The sequence below is a fragment of the Enterococcus sp. AZ071 genome (assembly GCF_050499065.1).
Classification (GTDB): Bacteria; Bacillota; Bacilli; order Lactobacillales; family Enterococcaceae; genus Enterococcus_A; species Enterococcus_A ferrettii.
Genome location: NZ_JBIPAS010000001.1, coordinates 3,442,083 through 3,465,123, shown reverse-complemented (window position 1 = coordinate 3,465,123; position 23,041 = coordinate 3,442,083). Strand labels below are relative to the sequence as shown.

21 protein-coding genes are annotated in these 23,041 nt (G+C 40.6%); 6 read left to right on the top strand and 15 right to left on the bottom strand.

The genetic code is table 11. The features are described 5' to 3' along the window. The first annotated feature begins 20 nt into the window (after window positions 1–20). A complete protein-coding gene (locus IGI49_RS16890) occupies window positions 21–353 on the top strand; it encodes a hypothetical protein (RefSeq protein WP_207703810.1) in 333 nt (110 codons plus the stop codon). Between the two features lie 44 nt (window positions 354–397). On the opposite strand, the gene pepV is transcribed toward IGI49_RS16890, so the two are convergent. Continuing rightward, window positions 398–1,810 (bottom strand): dipeptidase PepV, encoded by a 1,413-nt coding sequence (gene pepV / locus IGI49_RS16885; protein WP_429962621.1) that lies wholly within the window; start codon window positions 1,808–1,810, stop codon window positions 398–400. Between the two features lie 139 nt (window positions 1,811–1,949). Between pepV and IGI49_RS16880 the strand changes: the two genes are divergently transcribed. Together IGI49_RS16880 and IGI49_RS16875 are read left to right on the top strand one after the other, a co-directional pair. Further along, complete coding sequence (locus IGI49_RS16880) at window positions 1,950–2,795, top strand: NAD(P)H-hydrate dehydratase (protein ID WP_429962620.1); 846 nt, start codon at window positions 1,950–1,952, stop codon at window positions 2,793–2,795. Further along, the gene (locus IGI49_RS16875; protein WP_429962619.1) at window positions 2,792–3,229 is read left to right on the top strand and encodes an acyl-CoA thioesterase; all 438 of its coding nucleotides are present in this window, start codon (window positions 2,792–2,794) and stop codon (window positions 3,227–3,229) included. Before IGI49_RS16880 ends, IGI49_RS16875 begins: the two co-directional genes overlap by 4 nt. Before the next feature lie 10 nt (window positions 3,230–3,239). On the opposite strand, the gene IGI49_RS16870 is transcribed toward IGI49_RS16875, so the two are convergent. The 5 genes from IGI49_RS16870 to fdrA are packed head-to-tail and all read right to left on the bottom strand — an operon-like array spanning window position 3,240 to window position 10,670. Beyond that, on the bottom strand, window positions 3,240–4,064 hold the full coding sequence (locus tag IGI49_RS16870) for a DUF2877 domain-containing protein (RefSeq protein WP_429962618.1): 825 nt from the start codon (window positions 4,062–4,064) through the stop codon (window positions 3,240–3,242). Between the two features lie 23 nt (window positions 4,065–4,087). Next, the gene (locus IGI49_RS16865) at window positions 4,088–5,311 is read right to left on the bottom strand and encodes an amidohydrolase family protein (protein WP_429962617.1); all 1,224 of its coding nucleotides are present in this window, start codon (window positions 5,309–5,311) and stop codon (window positions 4,088–4,090) included. A gap of 28 nt (window positions 5,312–5,339) precedes the next feature. After that, the gene (locus IGI49_RS16860; protein ID WP_429962616.1) at window positions 5,340–6,695 is read right to left on the bottom strand and encodes a citrate transporter; all 1,356 of its coding nucleotides are present in this window, start codon (window positions 6,693–6,695) and stop codon (window positions 5,340–5,342) included. Between the two features lie 28 nt (window positions 6,696–6,723). Next, on the bottom strand, window positions 6,724–7,659 hold the full coding sequence (arcC, locus tag IGI49_RS16855; protein ID WP_429962615.1) for a carbamate kinase: 936 nt from the start codon (window positions 7,657–7,659) through the stop codon (window positions 6,724–6,726). Window positions 7,660–7,676: 17 nt separating this feature from the next. Then, window positions 7,677–10,670, bottom strand: coding sequence for an acyl-CoA synthetase FdrA (gene fdrA / locus IGI49_RS16850; protein ID WP_429962614.1), 2,994 nt, complete (start codon window positions 10,668–10,670; stop codon window positions 7,677–7,679). A gap of 121 nt (window positions 10,671–10,791) precedes the next feature. Here fdrA and IGI49_RS16845 point away from each other — a divergent pair, with 121 nt between their 5' ends. Both IGI49_RS16845 and IGI49_RS16840 read left to right on the top strand, forming a co-directional pair. Next, a complete protein-coding gene (locus tag IGI49_RS16845; protein WP_207703801.1) occupies window positions 10,792–12,381 on the top strand; it encodes a PucR family transcriptional regulator in 1,590 nt (529 codons plus the stop codon). After that, the gene (locus IGI49_RS16840; protein WP_429962613.1) at window positions 12,356–13,147 is read left to right on the top strand and encodes an alpha/beta hydrolase; all 792 of its coding nucleotides are present in this window, start codon (window positions 12,356–12,358) and stop codon (window positions 13,145–13,147) included. The genes IGI49_RS16845 and IGI49_RS16840 overlap by 26 nt, the downstream gene beginning before the upstream one ends. Window positions 13,148–13,238: 91 nt before the next feature. On the opposite strand, the gene IGI49_RS16835 is transcribed toward IGI49_RS16840, so the two are convergent. The 4 genes from IGI49_RS16835 to IGI49_RS16820 all read right to left on the bottom strand — a co-directional run bounded on the left by IGI49_RS16835 (window position 13,239) and on the right by IGI49_RS16820 (window position 17,256). Next, complete coding sequence (locus IGI49_RS16835; protein WP_207703799.1) at window positions 13,239–14,069, bottom strand: energy-coupling factor transporter transmembrane component T family protein; 831 nt, start codon at window positions 14,067–14,069, stop codon at window positions 13,239–13,241. Beyond that, window positions 14,066–15,772 carry an ABC transporter ATP-binding protein gene (locus tag IGI49_RS16830; RefSeq protein ID WP_429962612.1) on the bottom strand — a complete coding sequence of 569 codons (1,707 nt, stop codon included), beginning with the start codon at window positions 15,770–15,772 and terminating at the stop codon, window positions 14,066–14,068. The genes IGI49_RS16835 and IGI49_RS16830 overlap by 4 nt, the downstream gene beginning before the upstream one ends. A 63-nt stretch (window positions 15,773–15,835) precedes the next feature. Further along, the gene (locus tag IGI49_RS16825; RefSeq protein WP_207703797.1) at window positions 15,836–16,387 is read right to left on the bottom strand and encodes an ECF-type riboflavin transporter substrate-binding protein; all 552 of its coding nucleotides are present in this window, start codon (window positions 16,385–16,387) and stop codon (window positions 15,836–15,838) included. 2 nt (window positions 16,388–16,389) lie between these two features. Then, on the bottom strand, window positions 16,390–17,256 hold the full coding sequence (locus IGI49_RS16820) for an SAM hydrolase/SAM-dependent halogenase family protein (RefSeq protein WP_207703796.1): 867 nt from the start codon (window positions 17,254–17,256) through the stop codon (window positions 16,390–16,392). Between the two features lie 304 nt (window positions 17,257–17,560). Between IGI49_RS16820 and IGI49_RS16815 the strand changes: the two genes are divergently transcribed. Next, a complete protein-coding gene (locus IGI49_RS16815; RefSeq protein WP_207703816.1) occupies window positions 17,561–17,791 on the top strand; it encodes a DUF378 domain-containing protein in 231 nt (76 codons plus the stop codon). A 62-nt stretch (window positions 17,792–17,853) separates the two neighbouring features. Here IGI49_RS16815 and IGI49_RS16810 read toward each other — a convergent pair whose 3' ends face one another. From IGI49_RS16810 to IGI49_RS16790, 5 genes are all read right to left on the bottom strand, one after another. Then, entirely contained in the window at window positions 17,854–18,402 is a 549-nt protein-coding gene (locus tag IGI49_RS16810; RefSeq protein ID WP_207703795.1) for a DUF6155 family protein, read from the bottom strand. Further along, entirely contained in the window at window positions 18,399–18,884 is a 486-nt protein-coding gene (locus IGI49_RS16805) for a hypothetical protein (protein ID WP_429962611.1), read from the bottom strand. The genes IGI49_RS16810 and IGI49_RS16805 overlap by 4 nt, the downstream gene beginning before the upstream one ends. Window positions 18,885–18,977: 93 nt before the next feature. Next, a complete protein-coding gene (locus tag IGI49_RS16800) occupies window positions 18,978–20,342 on the bottom strand; it encodes an APC family permease (RefSeq protein WP_207703792.1) in 1,365 nt (454 codons plus the stop codon). 198 nt (window positions 20,343–20,540) lie between these two features. Further along, window positions 20,541–21,518: an NAD-dependent epimerase/dehydratase family protein gene (locus IGI49_RS16795; protein WP_207703791.1), complete on the bottom strand. Its 978-nt coding sequence runs from the start codon at window positions 21,516–21,518 to the stop codon at window positions 20,541–20,543. A 39-nt stretch (window positions 21,519–21,557) separates the two neighbouring features. Beyond that, window positions 21,558–22,748, bottom strand: a complete 1,191-nt coding sequence (locus IGI49_RS16790; protein ID WP_429962610.1) for a glycine C-acetyltransferase — start codon at window positions 22,746–22,748, stop codon at window positions 21,558–21,560. Window positions 22,749–23,041 lie beyond the last annotated feature (293 nt).

The window sequence follows — 23,041 nt, the reverse complement described above, 5'->3', positions numbered from 1 at the left end:
CGGCAGGAGGGTTTATGCACATGGGCAAACACACAGATTTTTCCCGCGGCTTACTAATTGGTTCAACTTTTGGACTAGTGGGTGGAATTGCTGGTAGTTACTGGTTTCAGAAAAAACAAAATTTATCCCCGGATGAAATTTTAAATCGCATCAAAAAAGCATTTCTAGAAGAAGGTCCTATTGAAGGCTCCTGGATCTCTTTTGAGACAAAACCTTTAAGGAAATTTGCCATTCGTATGAATGGTGTAGAGGGCGGCATCACTCGTCTTGAGGATGGAAAATTGGTTGCTTACGAATTTATGGCGGATGCCAAAACCGGAGCAGTCCTAACTATTGATCGCTTAGCTATGTAAAAAGGTTACGAAAATCTTTTGGATTTTCGTAACCTTTTTGTTTACTATTTTGCCAAGCGATAAATCGCATCAGCATAGATAGCTGTTGCCCGTAAGATATCTTCTACTGGCATAAATTCATTGGCTTGGTGCATGGTGTCGGTATAACCTGGGAATTGCGCACCATAAGCAACACCGCGTTCTAATAGACGGCCAAAGGTTCCTCCGCCGATGATTTTTTCTTCACCCTTTAATCCGGTATGCTCTTCAAAAACATCCATCAAAGTAGCAACTAGCTCGTCATCTCCTGGGACATAATGAGGCAGCATGTGATGACCATCTAACAAGACCTTTGCGTTGTCGGCAAATAGATCAGTTAACGTGCTTTCGATTTCTTCGGCAGTAATGCCTTTTGGATAACGGAAGTTTAAGACGATTTGGTTGTCTTCATCTTGTCCGTTTTCAAATTGGAAGACACCTGCATTCATAGTTAATTCACCCATAACATCATCCTGATAAGCTACACCCAAGTTTTTGCCATAAACATCTTCATGAATGTAATTAGCTGAATAATCAATAAAAGCTTTCGCAGCACCATCAAAATCATAATTGTTCAAGAAAACTGCTAAGAAGGTTCCAGCATTGATTCCTGATTGAGGGCTGGCACCATGTGCTGCTTTACCAACAAGATCGATAGAGACTTCATTGCCCTTCACTTCAGCATTACCACTGATTGGATTATTTTCTACGTAATCTGCAAAGTCATTGGCTAACGTTTGGGCAGCTGCTTCATCGGGTGTTTGAATAACTGCTTTGGCATTGCCAGGAACCATATTGGCACGCAGGCCGGCGTTAAAGCTGCTTAATACATAATCAACACCGTTGGTTCCGTCAAAATGAGGAACAAAGGTGACATTGCCTTTTTCTCCATTGATCATTGGGAACTCAGCATCAGGTGAGAAGCCAAAATCAGGTTTTTCTTCATGTTCAAAGTAATAATCCATATCTGCCCAGCCCCTTTCTTCATCAGTTCCGATGACAAAACGAATTTTTTTAGAAACAGGCAGGTCTAATTCCTTAATCATTTTCATTGCATAATAAGCCGCAACGGTTGGACCCTTGTCGTCGCTTGATCCGCGGGCATATAATTTGCCGTCTTTTACAACTGGTTCATAGGGATCAGTATCCCAGCCATCACCAGCTGGTACAACATCTAAGTGTCCGAAGATCCCTAAGGTTTCGTCCCCTTCGCCAAAATCAATGTGTCCCGCATAGTTGTCCACATTTTTGGTAGAAAACCCGTCACGCTCTGCAATAGTAAGCATTTTTTCCAAAGCTTCTTTAGGACCTGGTCCAAATGGAGCCTCCTTTGTTGCTTGACTGTCGTCACGTTCGCTGTTAATCCGCAACAAGTCGTTCAAATCGTTTAACAAGTCGTCTTTCCGTGCTTCGACTTCTTTTTTCCAATCAATGGTCATTGCATTCATCCTCCTTGTTTTTACCACTTTTATGATAGCACTCTGAATTACAAAATGAAAACAAAATAAACCGACTATTCAAGACAGATGACAAATGTTGTTTTATAATAAGAAGAAAAGCATAAAGAGGGTGAACCCTGTGAACCAACTGACCGAAGACATTTTGATAAAAGTCATTACTCAACGTCCAGAAAATTCTCATAAAGGAACCTTTGGACGGGCAGTTTTAATCGGTGGAAATAATCAATACGGCGGCGCAATTATTATGAGCGCTGAAGCTTGTATCAATACTGGAGCTGGGTTGACAACCGTCGTTACAGCTGAAAAGAACCATGCCCCCCTGCATGCTCGACTGCCAGAAGCAATGGTCGTTGATTTTTCTGATACGGAGCTGCTGGTGGAGCTGCTAAAGAATGTTAATGTGATTTTGGTCGGTCCCGGATTGGGGCTAAGTGTCACAGTCTTATCGATTCTAAAAAAAATCTTATCCCTTCAACAGGAAAATCAGTGGCTGATTATTGATGGGTCGGCGATTACATTGTTTGCCAGTCATCAGCTGCCTTTGAAATATCCGGAAAAAGTAGTGTTTACTCCTCATCAAAAAGAATGGCAGCGGCTAAGCGGCCTAGAAATTGATAAGCAGACACCTGAGAACAATCAAGAAAAGCAAAAAGAATTGGCGGCTACTATCGTACTAAAAAGCCATCGTACAGAGATTTACGATGGTAATCAGATTTGGCATAATACGGTTGGAAATGCTGCCATGGCAACTGGCGGAACGGGGGATACCTTGGCCGGAATAATAGCTGGATTTATTGCTCAGTTTGGTGGCAGCAGCGAAAGCATTGCAGCAGCTGTCTACCTCCATAGTAAAATTGGGGATGACCTTGCACAGGAGCATTATGTGGTGATTCCTACATCTATCAGCCAAGAAATCTCTCGCTACATGAAAAACTACGCGCAAAAAGAAAGGACAGAAGAATGAAATCTTATCCTGGTTACACCCGCAAACCTTTTTATTACGAAACCGACAAAATGGGGATCATTCACCATTCCAATTATATTCGCTGGTTTGAGGAAGCTCGTGTCGATTTGCTGGAATTCGCTGGCTATCCCTTTGAACGAATTGAACGAGAAGGAATTATTGTTCCAGTTTTAGGAGTTAGCAGCACCTACAAAGAGATGGTTCGGTTCGGTGACGAGGTTCTAATCCATCCAATTATCAGTAAATATACCGGAACTCGTTTGAATTTTGAGTACCAAGTCATTAACCTAGCAACGGAAACGATCACTACCCTCGGAACCAGTGAGCATTGCTTTATGTCCAGTGAATCCAATCGACTGGTTCACTTAAAACGTCAGCATCCCACATTACATCAACTATTTATGGAGTATTACAAAACAAATGAGGAAGCTTAATTAAGCTTCCTCATTTGTTTTTTACTGCATTTAAGCCCAGCAAAATACCGTAGGCCGTGTCTTTTCCTGAGGTTTCCCCGATTGATAAAATCCTTTGTAACGCTTGAGCCAATACTGCTTCACTTGCCGCCTGATTCATTTTCTGCTGTAGCTCAACAAAAGGTGAACTAGCAAAGCCAGCAATCATTGCCTCCAGATAATTCTGGCTGACAATGGTTGTTCGATCAGTTTTTGAAGCCAAAGCGGTCATCAGCTGATTGGCTTCCGGCAATTGATAACTGATTAATACAAATAGATATCCCATCAGCAAATCATCGCCGCTAGGAGTTAATCCTTGACCGCGCCCAATGAAATAAGTCGTCAGCTGATTCCAAACTTCACTGTCTGGATTAGGCCGCATCAGAAACTCAAAAAAAGCCGATTCCTTTTCTTCAATAATTAAGCCCAGCTGAGGTTGCAGCTGAAAGTTTTCCAGTTCAGCAATCATCGTTCTAAGTACCGTAGAATTAAAGAAAATTGTAGACAATTCTAAAGGAACTGAGTCCACTGAGCTAAATTTGATTTTTTTCGTTCCTTTATGACTGTAAAAAATCATTGAATCAGGGGTTAATTTAACGACATTCCCTTGACGACAAAAAGGCTTTACTGCCTCAAAGCTTTCTGTTGTAATACGAATTCCGAAACTGGACAAAAAGTCTTCAGTATCGGTGACATGCAGCAGGTGCTCATTAATAATCAAATTAAAGGAGTGCTGGAAAACGCTGTGAACCTGTCCGATTTTGCCGAAGCAATCCAAGGTTGCTAAATATGAACTTATCTGACAAGTATTCTTCACGTTGCAGTACCCCTTTTTACAAATTAGCGATTGATAGTTACTTTAGTATCCACCTTCACTGTTACGCGACCATTTTTAATAACATAAACCCGTTCAGGAATATCGATAATCGCATTGGCTTTAACTTTAGTATCCAATAAAACTAAATCAGCTTTCTTGCCTTCTTCAATTCCATAATCAGTTAGACCTAAAGCTTTGGCTGGATTTTCAGTAATCATCGGTAAAACCGTTGGTAAATCGTCGGCTCCGCCCAAATGTCCTACTGGAACAGCTAGCATTGCAATTTGAATCAGATCACCATTACCATAAGGTGTGAAAGCATTTCGAATGTTATTAGTTGCCAAACAAATATTCACACCCGCGTCCCGAAGCTTGCGGATAGGTGTTACTGCACGGCGAACATTGTACTCATCATTACGTGCACCTAAATGTAAGTCAGTAGCTGGTAATGGCATCACATTGATCTTAGCTTCAGCCATTTTTCCGATCACACGGTCCAACTCATCTTTCTTCATTGCGTGTAAAGCAGTCAAATGCCCTACTGATACGCGACCTTCGTATCCTTCTTTAATCGTCTTTTCACATAGATATTCAATCGACGTTTCATCGGCTTCATCAGCAAAATCTTGATGCAGGTCAATGTCCTTATCGTATTTTTTGGCAATTTCAAATATCAAATCAATGTGCTCATTTGCTGGTGCATCATTGTAAGGAATACCGCCTACTACATCAGCACCCATATCCATCGCTTCGTACATCATTTTCTCAGTACCAGGTGCTTTAAAAATTCCCTCTTGCGGGAAGGCCACCACCTGCATATCAATCATATCTTTGTATTCTTCTTTTAATTTTAAAATCATGTTGAAGCCAGTAAATCCTTGGGCTGGATCAAATTCGGAATGGGTTCTAACTGTCGTTGCCCCACGACGAATAATCATTTCCAAGGCTTGCTTCGCCCGTGTATAAACATCTTCTTCAGTGAACGTTGGTTTCAATTTTGCGGTTACTTGAATCGCTTCTTTTAAAGTACCAGATTTGTTGGGCTCACGGTCGGCGATTAAGGCTTTATCCAAATGAATGTGACTTTCCACTAGTCCTGGAATCAATACTCGCCCTTCCGCTTCGATTACTTCATCGGCGTTTTCGTCAATAGTCGGTGCAATTTTGACAATCTTGCCGTTTTCAATCGCGATATCCTGCAACGCTTCGCCATCATTTAATCTTGCTTGTCTAATTAATAAATCCATTCTGTTCACTCCTATGTCTTTTTTTATATTACCCAAAAATTAAACCAATTGCTAATAGTAGAACCGAGGCTAGACTTAGCCATTTCACATTTCCCTTTACCACATCCAAAATTGGAATCTGGAAGCCGGAAGACAAGGCCTGCATGGTGATATTTACAAAACTCATTTGACTCCCTAAACCAACACCCATCGTAACAAATCCTAATGCTAACGGTGGGAACCCTAATGAAACGGCGACTGGCAATACTAACGTTAACACCGATCCTACGTAAGCACCTGCTGGAACACCAATTAACACTCCAGTTAAAATAGCTACTGGCACTACAATAAACTCAGGTGCGTTTTGAGCAATGCCGGCAATAACTGCAAAAGTACCAGTTTGCGCAATGACATTAATGAATGCTAAGAAAATCCCTACTTGGAACAGTCGAGTCAAAATATAAGTTGAGCCGTCTACCATCGCTTCCACCGATTGATTCATGGTGAAGTCTGTACAAACGAATACTAAAGCTAAGGTTAAAATCATATAAACCAATGGTGTAAAGAAAGCAAAGCCGATCAAATCATTTACCACTGGACCAAAGATTACTGCAAACAATAAGAAAATAGCCGGTAACGTTAATTTGAATAATTCTCCATTGGATTTTTTATCAAAGATATCATCCTCTGATTCCTTGAAGCCAACATTGCGGCGTTTGGTTCCCCAGAAGGCTAAAATGATTGCCAAGACAACAAATACCAACCAATAAGGACGCATAACTGAAACATAATCACCGACACTTACATCACCCAATTTGGAAACAATACTCGACTCTAATGAAGCAGGTGAAGTGGTGAAGGAAACGGCTGCTGCCAAGGACATCCCAGCAATCAACTCAGGTACAACCCCAACTGCTGCAAAGGCCAATGGGGCAATAACCATCGCACTGCCGCCGCCGATTCCTGACATGTAGGTCGCCGCTGCTAATAAAACCACGATAAATGCTGAAACATATTCTACTTTTCCTTTGGTTCCACGTTTAGCCAGCGTTAACGCTGCCGAGTAGCTTCCTGCCTTGAAGACCGCCATAGCTACTGCTGAGTTAATAATCGGAACTGTGATACTTAGCATAGAAGGAATAGTCTCCAGCAACTGAGCATTGGCATCCATCAAACTGATGCCGCCAATCAGCATTGCCAGAATCCCCGCAACTAAACCTGCGATAATCATATCGACCTTCATAAACAGTAAAACTAATACCAGTATTAATGGAACAATAACTAAAATAGCTTTAAACCCGGTTGGTGCTACAATGGCGTCTAATCCATCTGACGCATAAGCACTGATTCCTGAGGTTATGCCTACTAGTAACATCAACAGGAATAACGTAATTTTTCGTTTCATGACTTAACTCCTCTACTTTTTTGTAGTATTAACAAACAATTCTCGTTCCATAACCCGCTACAATATTGCTCAAATTTTCAATGGATGTAATCACAGCTTCTCGTTTTTGGCCTTCTTTAACAAAATCAATCGCTGATTCAACCTTTGGCAGCATGCTGCCTGGTGGGAATTGATTTTCTTTAATATATTGCTTGGCCTCCCCGATCGTCAATTTTTCCAACTTCTTTTGATCCGGTTGGTTGTAATTAATGTAGATATTGTCCACACCAGTCAAAATAATCAAACGATCTGCATTGATTTCTTTCGCTAGGTTGTTGGCGGAAAGATCCTTATCGATTACTGCTTCCACCCCTTCATACCTTCCATCTTGATTCTTGATAACTGGAATACCACCGCCACCTACACAAACAGTGATAACATCTGCTTCAACCAATGAAAGGATTGCCTCTTTTTCAACAATTTGTTTTGGCTTAGGAGAGGCGATCACTTTGCGATAGCCTCTTCCTGAATCCTCTTGATAAATTCCTTCTCCACTATCCATTTTTTGTTGGGCTTCCTCTTTAGTGTAAAACGGCCCAATTGGTTTAGTAGGATCTTGAAAGGAAGGATCTGCTGCATCCACTTCTACTTGAGTGATGACACTAATAACACTTTTTTTGATGTTTCGTTTTTGCAACTCATTTTGAATCGCTTGCTGAATCCAGTAGCCGATACTGCCTTCGGTCATGGCTACATTAGTGTCCAGCTTCATCATCGGCGTCTTTTCTGAATCACCAGCCTTTTGCTGAATCAACAGGTTTCCCACCTGTGGGCCGTTGCCATGGCAAATCACCACTTGCTCCCCTAGTTCAATAAATTCGATAATGTCTGACGCGACTTTACGAACAACCTCCTTTTGTCCCTCGTCAGTTGGAATTTTATCTAAAATGGCATTTCCGCCTAAAGCAATCACATTTAATCCCATGTTTATCTAATCCTTTCCTACTCTACCTCAATGCCTAATGATTTCGCATAGGCTTCTAATGCTTTCTCAAAGCAGTTTAATGGTGCTCTAACTGTTCCGGCACCAACCTGTCCGACACCAGCCTCTTTATTGGCAATCCCGGTATTAATAATCGGTGTAATGCCAGTTTCTACGACTTTGCGAATATCAATACCGAGACAAGTTCCTTGGAAATCCCAAGTTGGAATGGTCCAGGTTGGGTTATGCCCAATACTGATTTCTGCCATTTCATCGGAGATTGACAAAGCATCCTGGAATCCGCCAGCTCCCACAAAACGAGTTACTCCAGGAGCTGCTACCATTGCCATACCGCCTACTCCAATTGTTTCGGTAATCGCACTATCCCCCATATCCGGGTTACCATCTTCTTCAGAAAAGCCCGTAAAGTACAAGCCCTTTGGCAGATTAACTGGTGCAGTAAACCATTCATCACCAGTTTCTGCAATCCGTACACCAAAATCGACACCATTTCGAGTTAAGGTCGTTACTACGGTTCCTTTGGCATTTTTACGAGCCGTATCGACGATGGACTTACCGGCTGCCATCATAATATTCAAGAAGAATTGATCGGTATCCGCTAAGAATTTCATCACATCAAATTTATCTTGCTCATCCATTTGTAGTGTCACAATAAATGGTGCTACTTCTCTTAAAAAGTTTAACGATGCCGCAAAGTTGCGTTGGTGGAATTCATCCCCCATCGTAATCGACCGGGCAATCAAGACACTCAGATTAATACCTGTTACGCTTTGTCTTAACGCACCTGATAAGGTTGGACCCAAGATATCCTTCATCCAGTTCAAGCGGTCGATCACTTCCTGTGAAAAGGCCCCGAAACGCAGTACTTTACCAATGCCTTCGTTCATAGTGCAATAACCTGTTGAGCCGTCCAAACGGTTTTCAACTACAAATACGGGCATATTGGCTGAAGTAATTCCGCCCATTGGTCCTACTGCATGGACATGATGGCAGGGAATAAAACGAATCTCGCCAGCTTCCACTAAGGCGGTTACCTGATTTTCGTCAGTAGCCCAGCCTTCAAAAATAGCCGCTCCTACAACTGAACCCTTCATCGGTCCTGTCATAGCTTCCCAACTAATCGGTGGTCCAGCGTGCAGTAAGGTTCTAGTTTCTTCATTCAGCTCGGGAATAACATCCTTAGCTGGCACGACATCGGTTAGAAAAGGTTGTGCATTTTTGATTTTATCCATTACCTGTTGGTTTTCTTCTGCGATTTGTTCATCATAATCTTCTAAAGCATTCAAAATCTTAATCATTTTCTGATTACCGCCTGCTCGCGGTTTCCAGTTGAATTGTTCCGATTTTCCATCAAAGGCTTGAATCGATTGATTGAAGCTTTGCAGTCCAACGTTGATAATGCGTGGTTTGGTATTTAGCAATTCCATCACTGGATCACTAGGCGCAGGTACAGTTATTTTGCTTCCATGATAAGCTGCTACGGCTTTCGGTTCTTCCGTCAACTCAATTCCTTTTAAGCGTAACGCCAGCTGAACAGCTTTAGCATTGCTTTCGGTAACAAGCACACCTTCAGCTTCTAAGCGCAGAACTGCATCTTCATAATTTTGCGGATCTTTATTAGTGCCAACCACAGTAGCGACAAATTGTAAATCTGGATTCAATGCTTGGGCTTCCTTGATGGCTGGCATTAAAGCTCCTACCATATCTTCATGCGCACCATAGCCTAAAACAATATCCAATAGAATGACGCCTGTGTTTTCTTCCGCCGCATATTCTTGAATCTTCTTCACGCGAACTTCTGGATCGATCATGGGATGGGGTTTACCCTGGGTATAAATGTCATCTCCTAAGTCAATCACATCATAACCATCCGATTTTAAAATATAACCGGCTTCCTTAACCAAACCAGCCAAACCTAATGCTTCTGAGATTAGCATGCCGGCTTCGGCTGCCAAGGTTCCGCCTGAATAAAGGCCTTTGATTACTTTTCCTTCAGCAATTGTTTGCTCTGGTTCAGCAACAGGTTCGAAATAGTTGGCTTTAACTGGTACTTCATTGGCTAAATCAACAGCAATTTTAGCGGTCTCTTCTAGCGTATGAGCCAAGTAAACCTTCCCTTCATGGGCAGTCGGCTTTTCACCTAAGAAAATTGCTACTACTGGTTTGGAAATACTTTGCAGTAATTGTACTACTTCGTCACGCACTTCTTTTGCTGGCGGCTTTGAGATGACGCAAATGACATCGGTTGGTTCATGATTTTCCAAAGCCACAATCGCGTCTTTCATGGTAACCGCTCCGACCTTGCTGCTAAGATCCCGGCCACCGGTTCCAATTGCATGAACCACTCCATTACCAAGTCGATCGATAATCGTTGTTACTTCTTGAATCCCAGTTCCCGAAGCCCCGACAACACCAATGTTTCCTGGTGAGATTACATTAGTGAAAGCGATTGGAATACTAGAAATAATCCCAGTCCCACAATCAGGTCCCATCATCATCAAGCCTTTTTCATGAGCCAGTTGCTTCAAGCGTACTTCATCTTCCACTGGTATATTGTCAGTGAAAGAGAAAACATGTAGTCCGTTTTTTAAGGCCGTCTCCATTTCAGCTGCCCCGTATTCTCCTGGGATGCTGAACAATGCCATATTGGCATCCGGTAATTGTTCTAAAGCTTCCTGCCAAGTAGTTGATGCCTGCTTCACGTCACTGAAGCTTTTAGAAGATAGATCACTTAAGAAATTGTCTACTTCTGGCAATACCTGATCCATAATTTCAGGTAATTCACTATCAACGACGATCATCAGATCATTAGGTGAAGCTGCTTTCGCTTCATCCGTTAATAATCCGGTATTTTCTAAAATATCTTTATTGGCATTGGTTCCCATCATCAACTGACTCATGGTAACTGCCTCTAATTCATTGATTCGGTTAGTCAACAGCATCAAATTAATTGAATCTTGATAATTATTCTTTAAAATAACTGTGTTTAGCATTTCAATTTCCCTACCTTTCCTCTACACTATTATTCTAAAGATAAAAGATTGCGTTTTCATCGGACAATATTCTAAAAAGATGTCATACTTTTTATCCATAAAGCGCAAAAAGGAGAGTTTCATGAAATTAAAGGAATTGCTGGCTCAAGGAGAATTAAAAACAAGTAAAATTTTGACTAAAGATATCGGACTAGAAAACGATGTAGAATCTGCAATGGTTTTAGAGGCCATGGATATTGAAAACTGGAGCAAAAAGAATCAATTAATCCTAACTTCCTTTTATGCCTTCAATGGCGTACCTGAGGACGATCTAGAGGAATTCTTCAGTAAAATGCAACAAATTGGTGTCAGCGGTTTAGTGGTAAAGATGGACCGTCTCATTAAGATCATCCCCAAGTGGGTAATCGAGCTTTCCTTTAAATACGAAATCCCTTTGATCAAGATCGCCCAAGAAGTCAGTTACGAAAAAATCCTATTGACTATTTATGAGCCCTTGTTAAATTATCAAACCCATATTTTGCGTACCTATTACGAAGTACGCCAACGTTTTACTAAGCTAGAGCGCAGCTACCCTTCACTAGAGCAGATTATGGAAGAGTTTTATCAGATAATTAATTACCCTTGCAATCTAAAACTGATTGATAAACAGCAAGAAATTTACTTTGGTAAAGTTCCTAAAAATGATGTGGTGCTGAATCGTGAGAGCTTAGCGAGTGGTGAGTTTACTAAAAATGACTACACACTGCTGACACTTTTTTCTCAGCAGGAAGGTAAGACCCGCTCGGCTTTAGAGGTAAGTCTATTCAATCCATACTCCAGCAACTGCCTGCTGTTGGTTTACTTGGATCAACCCGAGGTAAAGGAAACCGATTTAATGATTATTGAAAATACGATTGATGTACTGCAAGAAAAATTCAACACAGAGTATTTGTTAAAAAAAGAACGTTATGAACGACTGAATAACTTAGCAGATGCTATTTTACAAAATACGCCCAACAACCTGGAAGAGCTGGAAAGTCTATTGAAGGAAGCCGATATGAATCAGTACACTTTTTATCAAGCGATCGCCTTTCCGACTAAAACACCAGAAGCTCAGCTGATTAAAGATCGCACATTAAATTTGTTGAAGACCTTGAAATCCAAATCGATCTTCTTTGATCATCACAACTATTCCCTGATTCTACTTAATTTCGATCAGGAAAAAGGTATTGCTAAAACTGACGTTAAACGTTTGTTAACAGAAATATTAGAATTTCATCCGGCGATGACGTTTGTCTTAAGTAGCTTAAAACGCAAACATGAATTGAAGGAAATCTTAATGGAGTGTTTAGATATTTTGAATTTCAGTGAGGAATTTTATCACGACGATGTAGTGGAATTAGCGGATATCGGTATCTTTCGGCATTTCATTCGTAGTGAGCAGCTTGAGATGATTGATGAATTGGTACCAGCTAAATTACTGGCTTTGTCGCAGGAAAGCTACGATCTTTTCGAAACCTTTTACCAATTTTTGCACAACAATCGCAATTATAAACAAACAGCAGAAGCCATGTTTCTGCACTCGAAAACGATTCGCTACCGTTTGACAAAGATTGAACAGTTTCTATCAATCGAATTGGATGACCCTTTGCAGGTAATGAATCATGAAATCGGTACGTATATTATTAAGATGAGGAGAAACGCCATTGAAAAAAACAATCACCCTAACTAATGGTGCAGCCGTAGATATCTATCCAACTGATTCCCAACAAAAGATGGTCTTATATTTTCACGGCGGCGGTTTGATCTATGGATCGAAAAATGATTTGCCCAGCGGGTTACGAGATCTTTTTTTAGCAAAAGATTGTACTGTATTAGCAGTGGATTATTTATTGGCACCCAACAGCACATTATCAGAAATTATGAATGCTTTAGAAGAAAGCTTCTATTTATTGAAAGAATCGGTGATTGGTAACCGACCTTTTGGTTTTTGCGGTCGCTCTGCCGGTGGTTATTTGATGCTTCTGTTAACTAAACGTTTGTTGGCTAAGCAACTATCGCCAGATTTTCTAATCAATTTTTACGGCTACACAGATTTGTCTTTTATTCAAAACGAGCGTCAACTGTTGCCGCTGACTATTGAAGAGAAACAGATTGCAACAGTAGGTCTAGAAGGAACCATTTGGGACGATCCACTGTTGACTCGTTTTTTACTTTATCATTATGCAGTGCAGCAAAATCTGCTGCTGGAGTATTATGACGTTGATTCTATTGAAGAATTTTCTGTTGCTGATGCAGACTTGGCAAAATTCCCACGTATCTTCAGCAGTGCGAGTACTTCCGATAAAGAAATTCCTTTCAGTTACAGCAAAAAAATTGCTCGCTTGATTCCTGACAGCTGCTTCAAACCAGTCTATTATTTAGACCATGATTTTCTAAAAGAGAGCGACAATCTTGAGGTTCAGAAAGTTCTGCACGCTTTAGAGGAATGGCTGTAATAAAAAAATCCTCCTTCGACTGAGACATCAGTGTGCGGGAGGATTTCATATTTACAGTTTTCTATTCGATCTCTTTAAATACAGTTTAATGTTAAAACGGATTATAAAAACGTCCGCCATTGACTCTAAACAGCAATAGGCTGACCGCAAACAGTAGAATACTACCTAGCATCAAGATATAGTCCTTATTCTTGAAGGGTTGATCCACATACCACGTACGCTTTTTCTTTTGACCAAAGCGGCGCAGTTCCATGGCAGTACTAATGGTTTCAATCCGATCGAGACTAGAGAAAATCAGTGGCAGCACTATTTGGGCTGTACCTTTCAATCGTTGAGATAGCTTGCCCTTTTTCGACATTTCGAAACCGCGGGCCTGCTGCGCTTGAGAGATACTAAAGAAATCTTCTTGAATATCAGGAATATAGCGCAAAGCTAAGGAAACTGCATAGCTGATTTTATAGCTTAAGCCGATTTTATTGAGACTGGCCGCAAACGAGCTGGGGTTCGTCGTTAATAAAAAGACTAAGGCCAAGGGAATCGTACAAAAATACTTCAACACTAAATTAAATAAGTAGAACAGCTGCTCTTGCGTCAAGGTAAAGCGACCGATTCCTTCCAAAATCACATGGCGGCTGCCATACAAATGAACCCCATATTCCGGTTCAAAAATGTAAACTGCCAGCAGATTCAACACAGAAAAGAAAAAGATAAACTTCATAACGAAGGAAATCTGATGCCACTTGATATTCGCCAGCTTAAACAAGACCAATGAAAAGATACTGACAACCAACAAATACCGAGTATCATAAGTAGTCATACAAGCAACTGAAACTAACAGCAGAAACACTAGCTTAGCAGTAGCATTCAACCCGTGAATCACCGTATTGTCGGGATGATACCCCAAAGTTTGATGTTCGTTCATCGTTGGCGCACCTCCCGATCATAATGGATAAATTTACGTGTAAAAGTAATCGGGTCCTGCAAACCAATCTTTTCCGCAAAGGTAAACAGGCTAGTCTCCTTCAATGAAGACTGCTCCACCAGCTCTCTTGAGGTCAGTACGTCGATTGGTGTGGTGTCCATCAAGACTCTCCCGCCACCGATGACTAAAGCCCGATCACTGTATTCCAGCATTAGATGCATGTCGTGAGTGATCATAACTACTGTTTTACCTAATTTGTTTAATTCTTCAATAAAGCACATCATTTCAGTATAATTGCGAAAATCCTGACCAGCAGTTGGTTCATCAAGAATGATCATTTCTGGTTCTAGCACTAAAATAGCCGCAATCGTCACGCGTTTCTTTTGTCCATAGCTTAGGGCTGCAATTGGCCAGTTTCTAAATGGATACAAGCCGCAAACTTTTAAGGCATGCTCTACTCGTTCTTTGATTGCTGTTTCAGAAACACCCCGAAGAACTAGTCCCAAAGCTACTTCATCGAAAATCATTTTCTTCGAAATCATTTGATTAGGGTTCTGCATGACATAACCGATTTTATCAGCGCGTTCCTTAATTGATTCCTTGGTAATATCCTGCCCATTCCACAGCATTTGTCCATCAGGCGAGATAAAGCCGCAAATTGCTTTGAACAAAGTTGATTTACCTGCACCATTTTTACCAACGATACTAATGCGTTCACCTTTATGAATAGTGGCTGACAGATGATCAATTACTAGTGGATCCTGCTTGCGATAACGATAGGTTAGATCAGATAATTCCAATAGCGATTCGCCTTGTTGAGAGGTGCTTAGATCAAAATGCTCCGCCTCCCAAGCCACCATCTTATCCTTAATTTCCTTACCACTCAAAGCTGCAAGATTGGCCAAATGATCAACTTTTTCTAAATCCACCTTGGCATACTTCATAGCTGTTACATACAATGGCTCGCGAATTCCATTTTCCGCTAAAACTGAAGATCGCAATAGTTCATCTGGTTTCATGTCAGCTACTATCTCACCTTCATTAAAAACGATCACACGATCCACTGGCTGATCCAGCACATCCTCTAAACGATGTTCAATAATCACTACTGTTGCTTTAGAATCTTTATGCAGCCGATCAATCAAAGCAATCGCTTCTTTACCAGCTGATGGATCAAGATTCGCTAAGGGCTCATCAAACAACAAAATCGGTGCTTCATTGATTAATACGCCAGCCATGGACACCCGCTGCTTCTGACCACCTGATAAATCCTGAGGCCGTTTGTCCAAATGTCCATCTATATCCACGACTTCCGCCCAGCGCGCCACCTGTTCATGCATCTGTACCTGAGCCACCGCATCATTCTCTAAAACAAAGGCAATATCCTCAGCTACCGTTAAACCAATAAATTGGCCATCTGTATCCTGCAGGACCGTTCCGGTGCTAAAGGACAGCTCAAACAACGAACTATCCACAATATTTTTCCCATCAACCACAACTTCTCCTTGAATGGTTCCTTCATATTGATTAGGAATCAGACCATTAATACAATGGGCAAAGGTCGATTTGCCGCTGCCAGAGGGACCGACTACCAGAACCTTTTCTCCCTCATTGATGGTGACAGTTAAATTCTTCAAGGTTGGTTCCGATTGACTATGGTATTGAAAGGTAAAATTATTTAATGCAATCATCGGTTTCGTCATATTTTTTCTCCTTGAGCAATAAAACGCAGAAAAGCCGAGTGCTAGGCACCCGGCTAGCGACAGCTAGTCCTTTTTCAGACTTCCTTGTTTGGTTTGTGTCGCTGCGTAAGCTTTCATTAATAATGTACCAATAACTCCTACTGCCAAAGCATTTACCACGACCGATACAACACCTTGGGTATAGACTTTATTCGCAGGTTCGCTATAAATGATAACATCTAACGTTGGAGCTAACAAGCCCCAGACGACTGCATTAGAAAGCACTTGAAAAATATTGAAATAAATAATTTCTTTTTTGCCAAAAATACCATGCTGCAAATCAATTTTGCGACCAACAAAACCGAAGATTAAACCAAGCACACCTGAACAAATAATCCAGCTCCACCAAGCACTGCCGTACGTTGTGAAATCTTTTAAGGTATGGCCGATAAAACCGATTAAGGCACCCGCCACTGGTCCATAAATGACGGACATCAAGGCTAAGAACGGATAGGCCGTCTCAATGTTGGTATTTGGAATCCCAGTTGGAATCACCACAAAACGTCCGAGAATAACAAATACTGCTGAGCCAATCCCAATGGCTACGATTGTTTTTACTGAAAATTCTTTTTTCACACTTATTCCTCCTCAAAAATGATTCGTGGTGCTTTACGCAACTCAATCTTCCAGTCTGTCCCTGTACCGATGTGATACAAGTCCGAGAAAGAGTCCTGATTGACCGCGACGCCAATGTTCACCAATGAATTGATATAAACCAATGGTTCCCCGACATTCACATCAGCAAAAGACTTTGCAAATTTCATAATGTTTTGATAGACCTTTTTACCTTGATGGAAAATGGTTACTTGTAACATATTCCCATGCTGAATACCTTCGTTTTTAAAGTAGTCCAGTGGAATATTGGTCCATAGTGAACCAAATCTTACATCTAATACATCAATACTGCCGCTTAAGATATGATGGCCTTCATGCTTCGCTTCCACAATCTCCAATTCCGCAATACTATCATTAGAAACAACACTGCCTAATTCTTCAAAGGTAATTTCACCACTAGCTAAGCGAGCACCATTGTAAGCATAAATATCTCGACCGTGGAAAGTATGGCTTTCCTCCGAATGAGGCAGACGACTTTTCACTTCGTCGATTGCTCGAACTTCTTCGATACCTTCATAATGCTTAATGTGAGTTAGTGATCCATTGTCTGGCGTAATCACGTAATGACCTGACTTTGTTTTGCAGACAATACTGCGGCGAGCACTGCCCACACCAGGGTCAACCACTGAAACAAAAACTGTTCCTGCCGGCCAATATTTGACCGTTTGATATAAGCGATAGGATGCTACCCAAATATCGTATGGAGGGATATCATGCGTTAAATCACTAATTGTAATCTCTGGACTCACCATATGAGCCACACCGTACATGGCGCTGACTGCACCATCACCTAAACCAAAATCTGTTTGCAACACTAAATATTTTCCCATAACAGCCTCCAATTGAACGAAATTTCATAACTTTCTGAAATATCTTATAATTTCGGCTCCAAAAAAGCAACTGATTTTTGCGATAAATCGTAGAAATATTCGTGAATTACTAAAATCTGTCCGAAATCGATACATTTTTCCATCTCATTGCTCGTAACCAAAGGATTCACATCTAATTATTCACGAATTGAGTCTATCATCATTAGAGTTTTCCCATACTGAGAAATAACAAGTTCATATCTTTGTAAGCTCTGTAAAAAACCTATAATATATAAAATATCTTAAGATAAAGGAGGAAATGACAATGAAAACATTAGACTATATTGCACTTGGATTATTGATCGTTGGCGGCTTAAACTGGCTATTAGTAGGTTTATTCGAATATGATTTGGTAGCAGCTATCGCAGGTGGTCCGGCAACAGCTTTCGCAAAAATTATTTACGTAATTGTTGGAATCTGTGCTATCTATTGCTTACGCTTCTTCCCACTTATCTCGCGCTCAGCTGAAGTTAGAGACACAAACACGCACATGTAAAAATGAATAATACGTTAGGTTGTTGGGGCAGTCCGTTCCAGCAATCTTTTTTTATGCTCAGGCTACTCATCTGAGAACCCATCTAGCTCAAAGGAGATTGCGACCATCGCTTCTCCAAAGCCCCAAGCCATCCACTCCGAATCACTATAAATTGCCATGCATCTTTTGATAAAGCCTGGATGTGCTTGACTCTTCTGATTTTTGTTAATCCCTGTTACAGCCTTGTCGTACACTGAAATGATCGCTGAATAGAAGGTCTCGGATATATCTCCATACATATTGGTAAATTCGACCCCGCATTCGACAAAAAACAACTGTAGATCAATCCTATTTTCCGGTTGACGGCAAATTCCTAGCCCTTTCTTTAACAAGACCTTCGCTTCTGGTAATGAGAAACCAGCTGACATTGATTTTGGGAAAAATATCCGATAGATTTTTTCTTTATATTCCTCAGCAATTCCTTTTTCGTAATCCTCCTCACGATAAGCAACGTTGATTATTTCCTTGACTTCCTTCGACTGCTTGTACAAATCTACGACTAGCTGCTGCAGCTGCTTTTCATCCATCGTTTTTAAGTGTTTTTTCAACTGTGGAATGGTCCATGGTTTCATTTATTTGCTCCCTTCTGTTGATAAGCTATTCCTTGATCTTCACACCATTCTTTGGCGATTTCCAACATAGCTTGTGCCTTGAAGTCATACCATCCTTGGCTAATGCCTAACTCCTCGATTGTATCTTTAAAATAGCGAAAGGCTCCTTTGCCGTGTATAGCTTGCTCTAAGCAATTTTGCATCATATCATTGGATAATTGATCAATGAAATCTTCCATCATGCCATATTCATTTATCTCATAACGATTAGACAGCGAAGCGTAGTCCTCCAGATGTTCCCAATATTTAATAATTTCAGCAACAGCTTCCCTTTCCCAATCCTGACACTCCGTCAGACCCTTTTCTCCATCATCCACTGCTTCAGCCAAAGCATAATACTCTGTTTCTAGATAAACAAAATCGCCTGTCTTCTTATGGACAAACTTATCTACTTCATCAAATTGCATATCCATTTCTTCTGCTAAATCTTTTAATTGAAGCATCCTGCACACCCCCTTCTATTATCTTTCAATCAAAAATATTTGTCTATGCAAAAAAAACACCAGCAACCGCAGCTGCTGATGTTAGTTTTATATTTAAACTTTTTGATTTCTTTTCATCATATAGAAGTAAACAGGAATTCCCAATGCAGTAATCAGCAATCCAACCATTGCTAACGAGAATTGATTAATCAGCGTCATGATTAATATGAAGATTCCACCAATAATCGCAATTGCTGGGATAATCGGATACAACGGTACCTTATAGGGTCTATGCAAATCTGGTTCGGTTTTACGCAGCTTGATAACAGCAACAAAAACTAACGTATAGAAAATCCAGATCACGAAGACTAACATATCGGTTAACAAATCAAACCCGCCTACCATCATCATACCAATCGCAATAACTAACTCTAAAATACCAGCAATGTAAGGAACAGAATTCCGATTCAATTTAGCTAACTGTTTAGAAAATGGCAATTGTTTTTCAATCCCCATAGTATACGGCAAACGCATACCTGTCATAGTATAGCCGTTAATAGTTCCGTAAACTGAAACTAAGATACCAATCGTTACTAAACGGCCTCCCATACCGCCGAAAATACGTCCAGCAACTTCCATTGCTGCATTTTCGTTACCTGCTAATTCAGGAATTGCCATAGTTTTTAAGTAAGCCCAGTTTACTAATAAGTAAACTACCATGATTCCTAAAATCCCGCCAGCAATTGCACGAGGTAAGTCTTTAGCCGGTTTTTTTAGTTCTCCTGCCAAATTACCTACGTGAATCCAGCCGTCATAAGCAAACATAGTTGCCAATAATCCAGCACCTAATGCTGGAGCAAAACCGCCTACATTGGCACCTGCCTGAACTGGAAACAGACTAACTTCAACCGCCCCTTGACGCATCAACCCGAAAATAACGATCAGAGCTAATGGGATTAGTTTAAAGACCAATGTAACCGATTGGAACATACCGCCAGCTTTGGAGCCTAAAAAATTAATTAACATGATGGAGGCTGCTGCCACAATAGCAATTGGAATAATCGTTCCATCACCTAATCCAAATAGATTCTTAAATTGAGTAGCAAAGATAATCGACAGAGCTGCTACATTAGCTGGGAAATAAATAATTACTTGTGCCCACCCTAATAGAAAACTAGGAAATTTCCCATATGCACGTTCAATATAACGCAGCATCCCACCTGTCTCTGGAATAGCTGCTGCTAACTCTGCTCCGGTCAATCCAGCACAGACACTGATTAGTCCTCCTAAGAACCAAGACAGCATATGCATACTGGTTGAACCAGTTACCGCAGCAACACTGGCTGCTTTAAAAAATACTCCTGCCCCGATTACTGTACCCATTACTGTGGATAGTGCTGGGAAGAAGGTCATCGTTCGTTTTAATTCACCTTCTTGGGTTGCTGGTGAAGAAGCAACATCTTGTTGGTTCGTTTCCATGCTTTTCCCCCTCATTTGACTATTTACAACGACAAGCCGCTATCGCAAAAATTAATAAGTGCTGCTTACGAATGACACACGGCGTTTTTAGTCTGCTAAACATTTTATCACGCGAGGCAGAAAAAGATGGTGTTTTGCTCGGAACACTCACCTTTTTCTTAGCAGCGCCTCATGGTTTTCTTAATGATAAGTGGTTCGTTATTTTGCTACCATTCCTTCAGTTTCAAACTTTTTCTCTAGACGCATTAGCATTTCATCAGTCATGCGTTCTAAATCATAGCTTGGAGTAAAGTTCCATTCATCAACCGCACAATGGCAATCAATTGAGTTTGGCCAAGATTCAGCAATGCCCTGACGAACGGGATCCACTTCATAATGCATTTCAAATTCTGGAATACGTTTTTTGATGGCTGCTGCAATTTCTTCTGGTGCAAAGGACATTGCTGTGATATTAAAGGCATTGCGATGGTCCAAGCGATCTGAATCAGCATTCATTAAATCAACGATCGCATCAATTGCATCATCCATATACATCATATCCATATAGGTCCCTTCAGCAATAAAGGATTTGTAGGATTTGTTTTTTAAAGCTTCGTAAAAAATGTCCACCGCATAGTCAGTCGTTCCTCCACCTGGTTCAACTTTGTAAGAAATTAGCCCTGGGAAGCGGACAGAGCGAGTGTCTACTCCGTATTTATCATGGTAATAATTCTCCAATAATTCACCAGCAACCTTGGTTACACCATACATAGTAGTGGGATGCATCACTGTATCCTGCGGTGTACTATCCGGTTCAGCGTCTGGGCCATAAGCTGCGATGGAAGATGGTGCAAAGAATTTAATGCCTTCACCTAATTCGCGAGCAACCTCCAACCCATTCATCAAACCGCCCATATTCAATTGCCAAGCAAAAGCTGGACGTTGTTCAGCAGTAGCCGACAATAGGGCTGCTAAATGAATAATTGTGTCTACCTCATACCGTTTTGCCATATCTAAGAAGCTATCGTAATCTTGTACATCCAAAGTCTCAAATTGTCCATTTTCAACAGTTGGGTTGTTGTCAGGCTTACGGATGTCTGTTGCAATAACACTGTCAACACCTAAGTCACGACGTAAACGTTCGGTTAATTCTGATCCAATTTGTCCTAAAGCTCCAGTAATCAATACACGTTTCATAATAAAATACTTCCCTTCTTTAGTTGAGTATTATCTTTATTAAATAATTTCTAATTCGTTGCCAACCTGTTCGTATATCTTAATAGCGTCATCTAACATTTCTTTAGTATGACCAGCATTTGGCATGTTACGTACACGACCAGTTCCTAAAGGTACAGTCGGATAAACAATTGGCTTCGCATAGACACCGTTTTCAATTAATTTTTTAGAAAATTCTTGCGCTAGTTTTTCATCTCCAACAATGACTGGTGTGATCGGCGTTTCCGATTTACCAATGTCATAACCGATACGTTTCAATTCTTGCTTGAAGTAATTGGCATTATCCCAAAGCTTTTCCACATATTCTGGATGTTCCTGAATCAATTCAATAGCCTTAATTGATGCTCCCGCTGCTCCTGGTGTTAAAGAGGTAGAAAACAGGAATGGGCGTGCTTGGGATTTTAACCAAGTAATCAATTCTTTTGTCCCCGCTACATAACCGCCGACTACTCCAATTCCTTTAGACAAGGTACCCATTTGAAAGTCGATATGGTCTTGCATGCCAAAATGCTTCACTGTTCCAGCACCCTTGCCCATAACACCTGTTCCATGCGCATCATCTACATAGGTAATCACATTGTATCTTTCACAAATTTCAACAATTTCTGAAATCTTTGCTACATCACCATCCATCGAAAATACGCCATCAGTGATATACATCACTTTATTATATTCACCGCTTTCAGTTGACTCTTTGGCTTTCTTTTCTAAATCCTCCATATCCTGATGATTTACTCGGATAATTTTAGCTCCAGATAAGCGGCAGCCATCAATGATGGAGGCATGATTCAATTCATCAGAAAGAATGGCATCCCCTTTTTTCATAACTGCTGAAATAGCACCCATGTTGCAATTGAAACCCGATTGAAAAGCTATTGCTGCTTCAGTTCCTTTAAATTCAGCAATTTTTTCTTCTAATTGACGGTGAATAGCCAATGTTCCATTAATAGTACGTACTGCACCAGCACCTGCTCCGTATTTTTCTGTTGCGTCAACATCAGCTTCAATTAGTTCCGGCCTAGTCGCAAATCCTAAATAATTATTTGAAGCTAAGTTGATTAGTTCTTTCCCATTGATGGTTATTTTTGGACCATTGCTTCCTTCAATAACATCGATTGTATTGAACAGTCCTTTTTCTCTTAATTCGTTTAGATTTGTTTCAAGAAACTGATCAAGTACTTTTGAACTCATTTCGATTCCTCCATTACTTTATTTTACGGGTGATTGCGTTGTCGAATTATCGTTATCTTTTCAAGTGATCAATTTAGAAAAGATAACAAATCGATTCAATAAACTGTTTTAATGTCACCTACATCCGTAGTATATATTCTTATTGTCAACGCTTACAACATTTGCGCATTCAAATTCTTTGAATTATAATAAATAACTTGTCCCATTCTAAGGTTTCTTATTTTAAAACGATCATCTGCTTATCTGTTTACTCAATAAAAGCTCGAAAAATAAATATATTTTGATTAGAATTC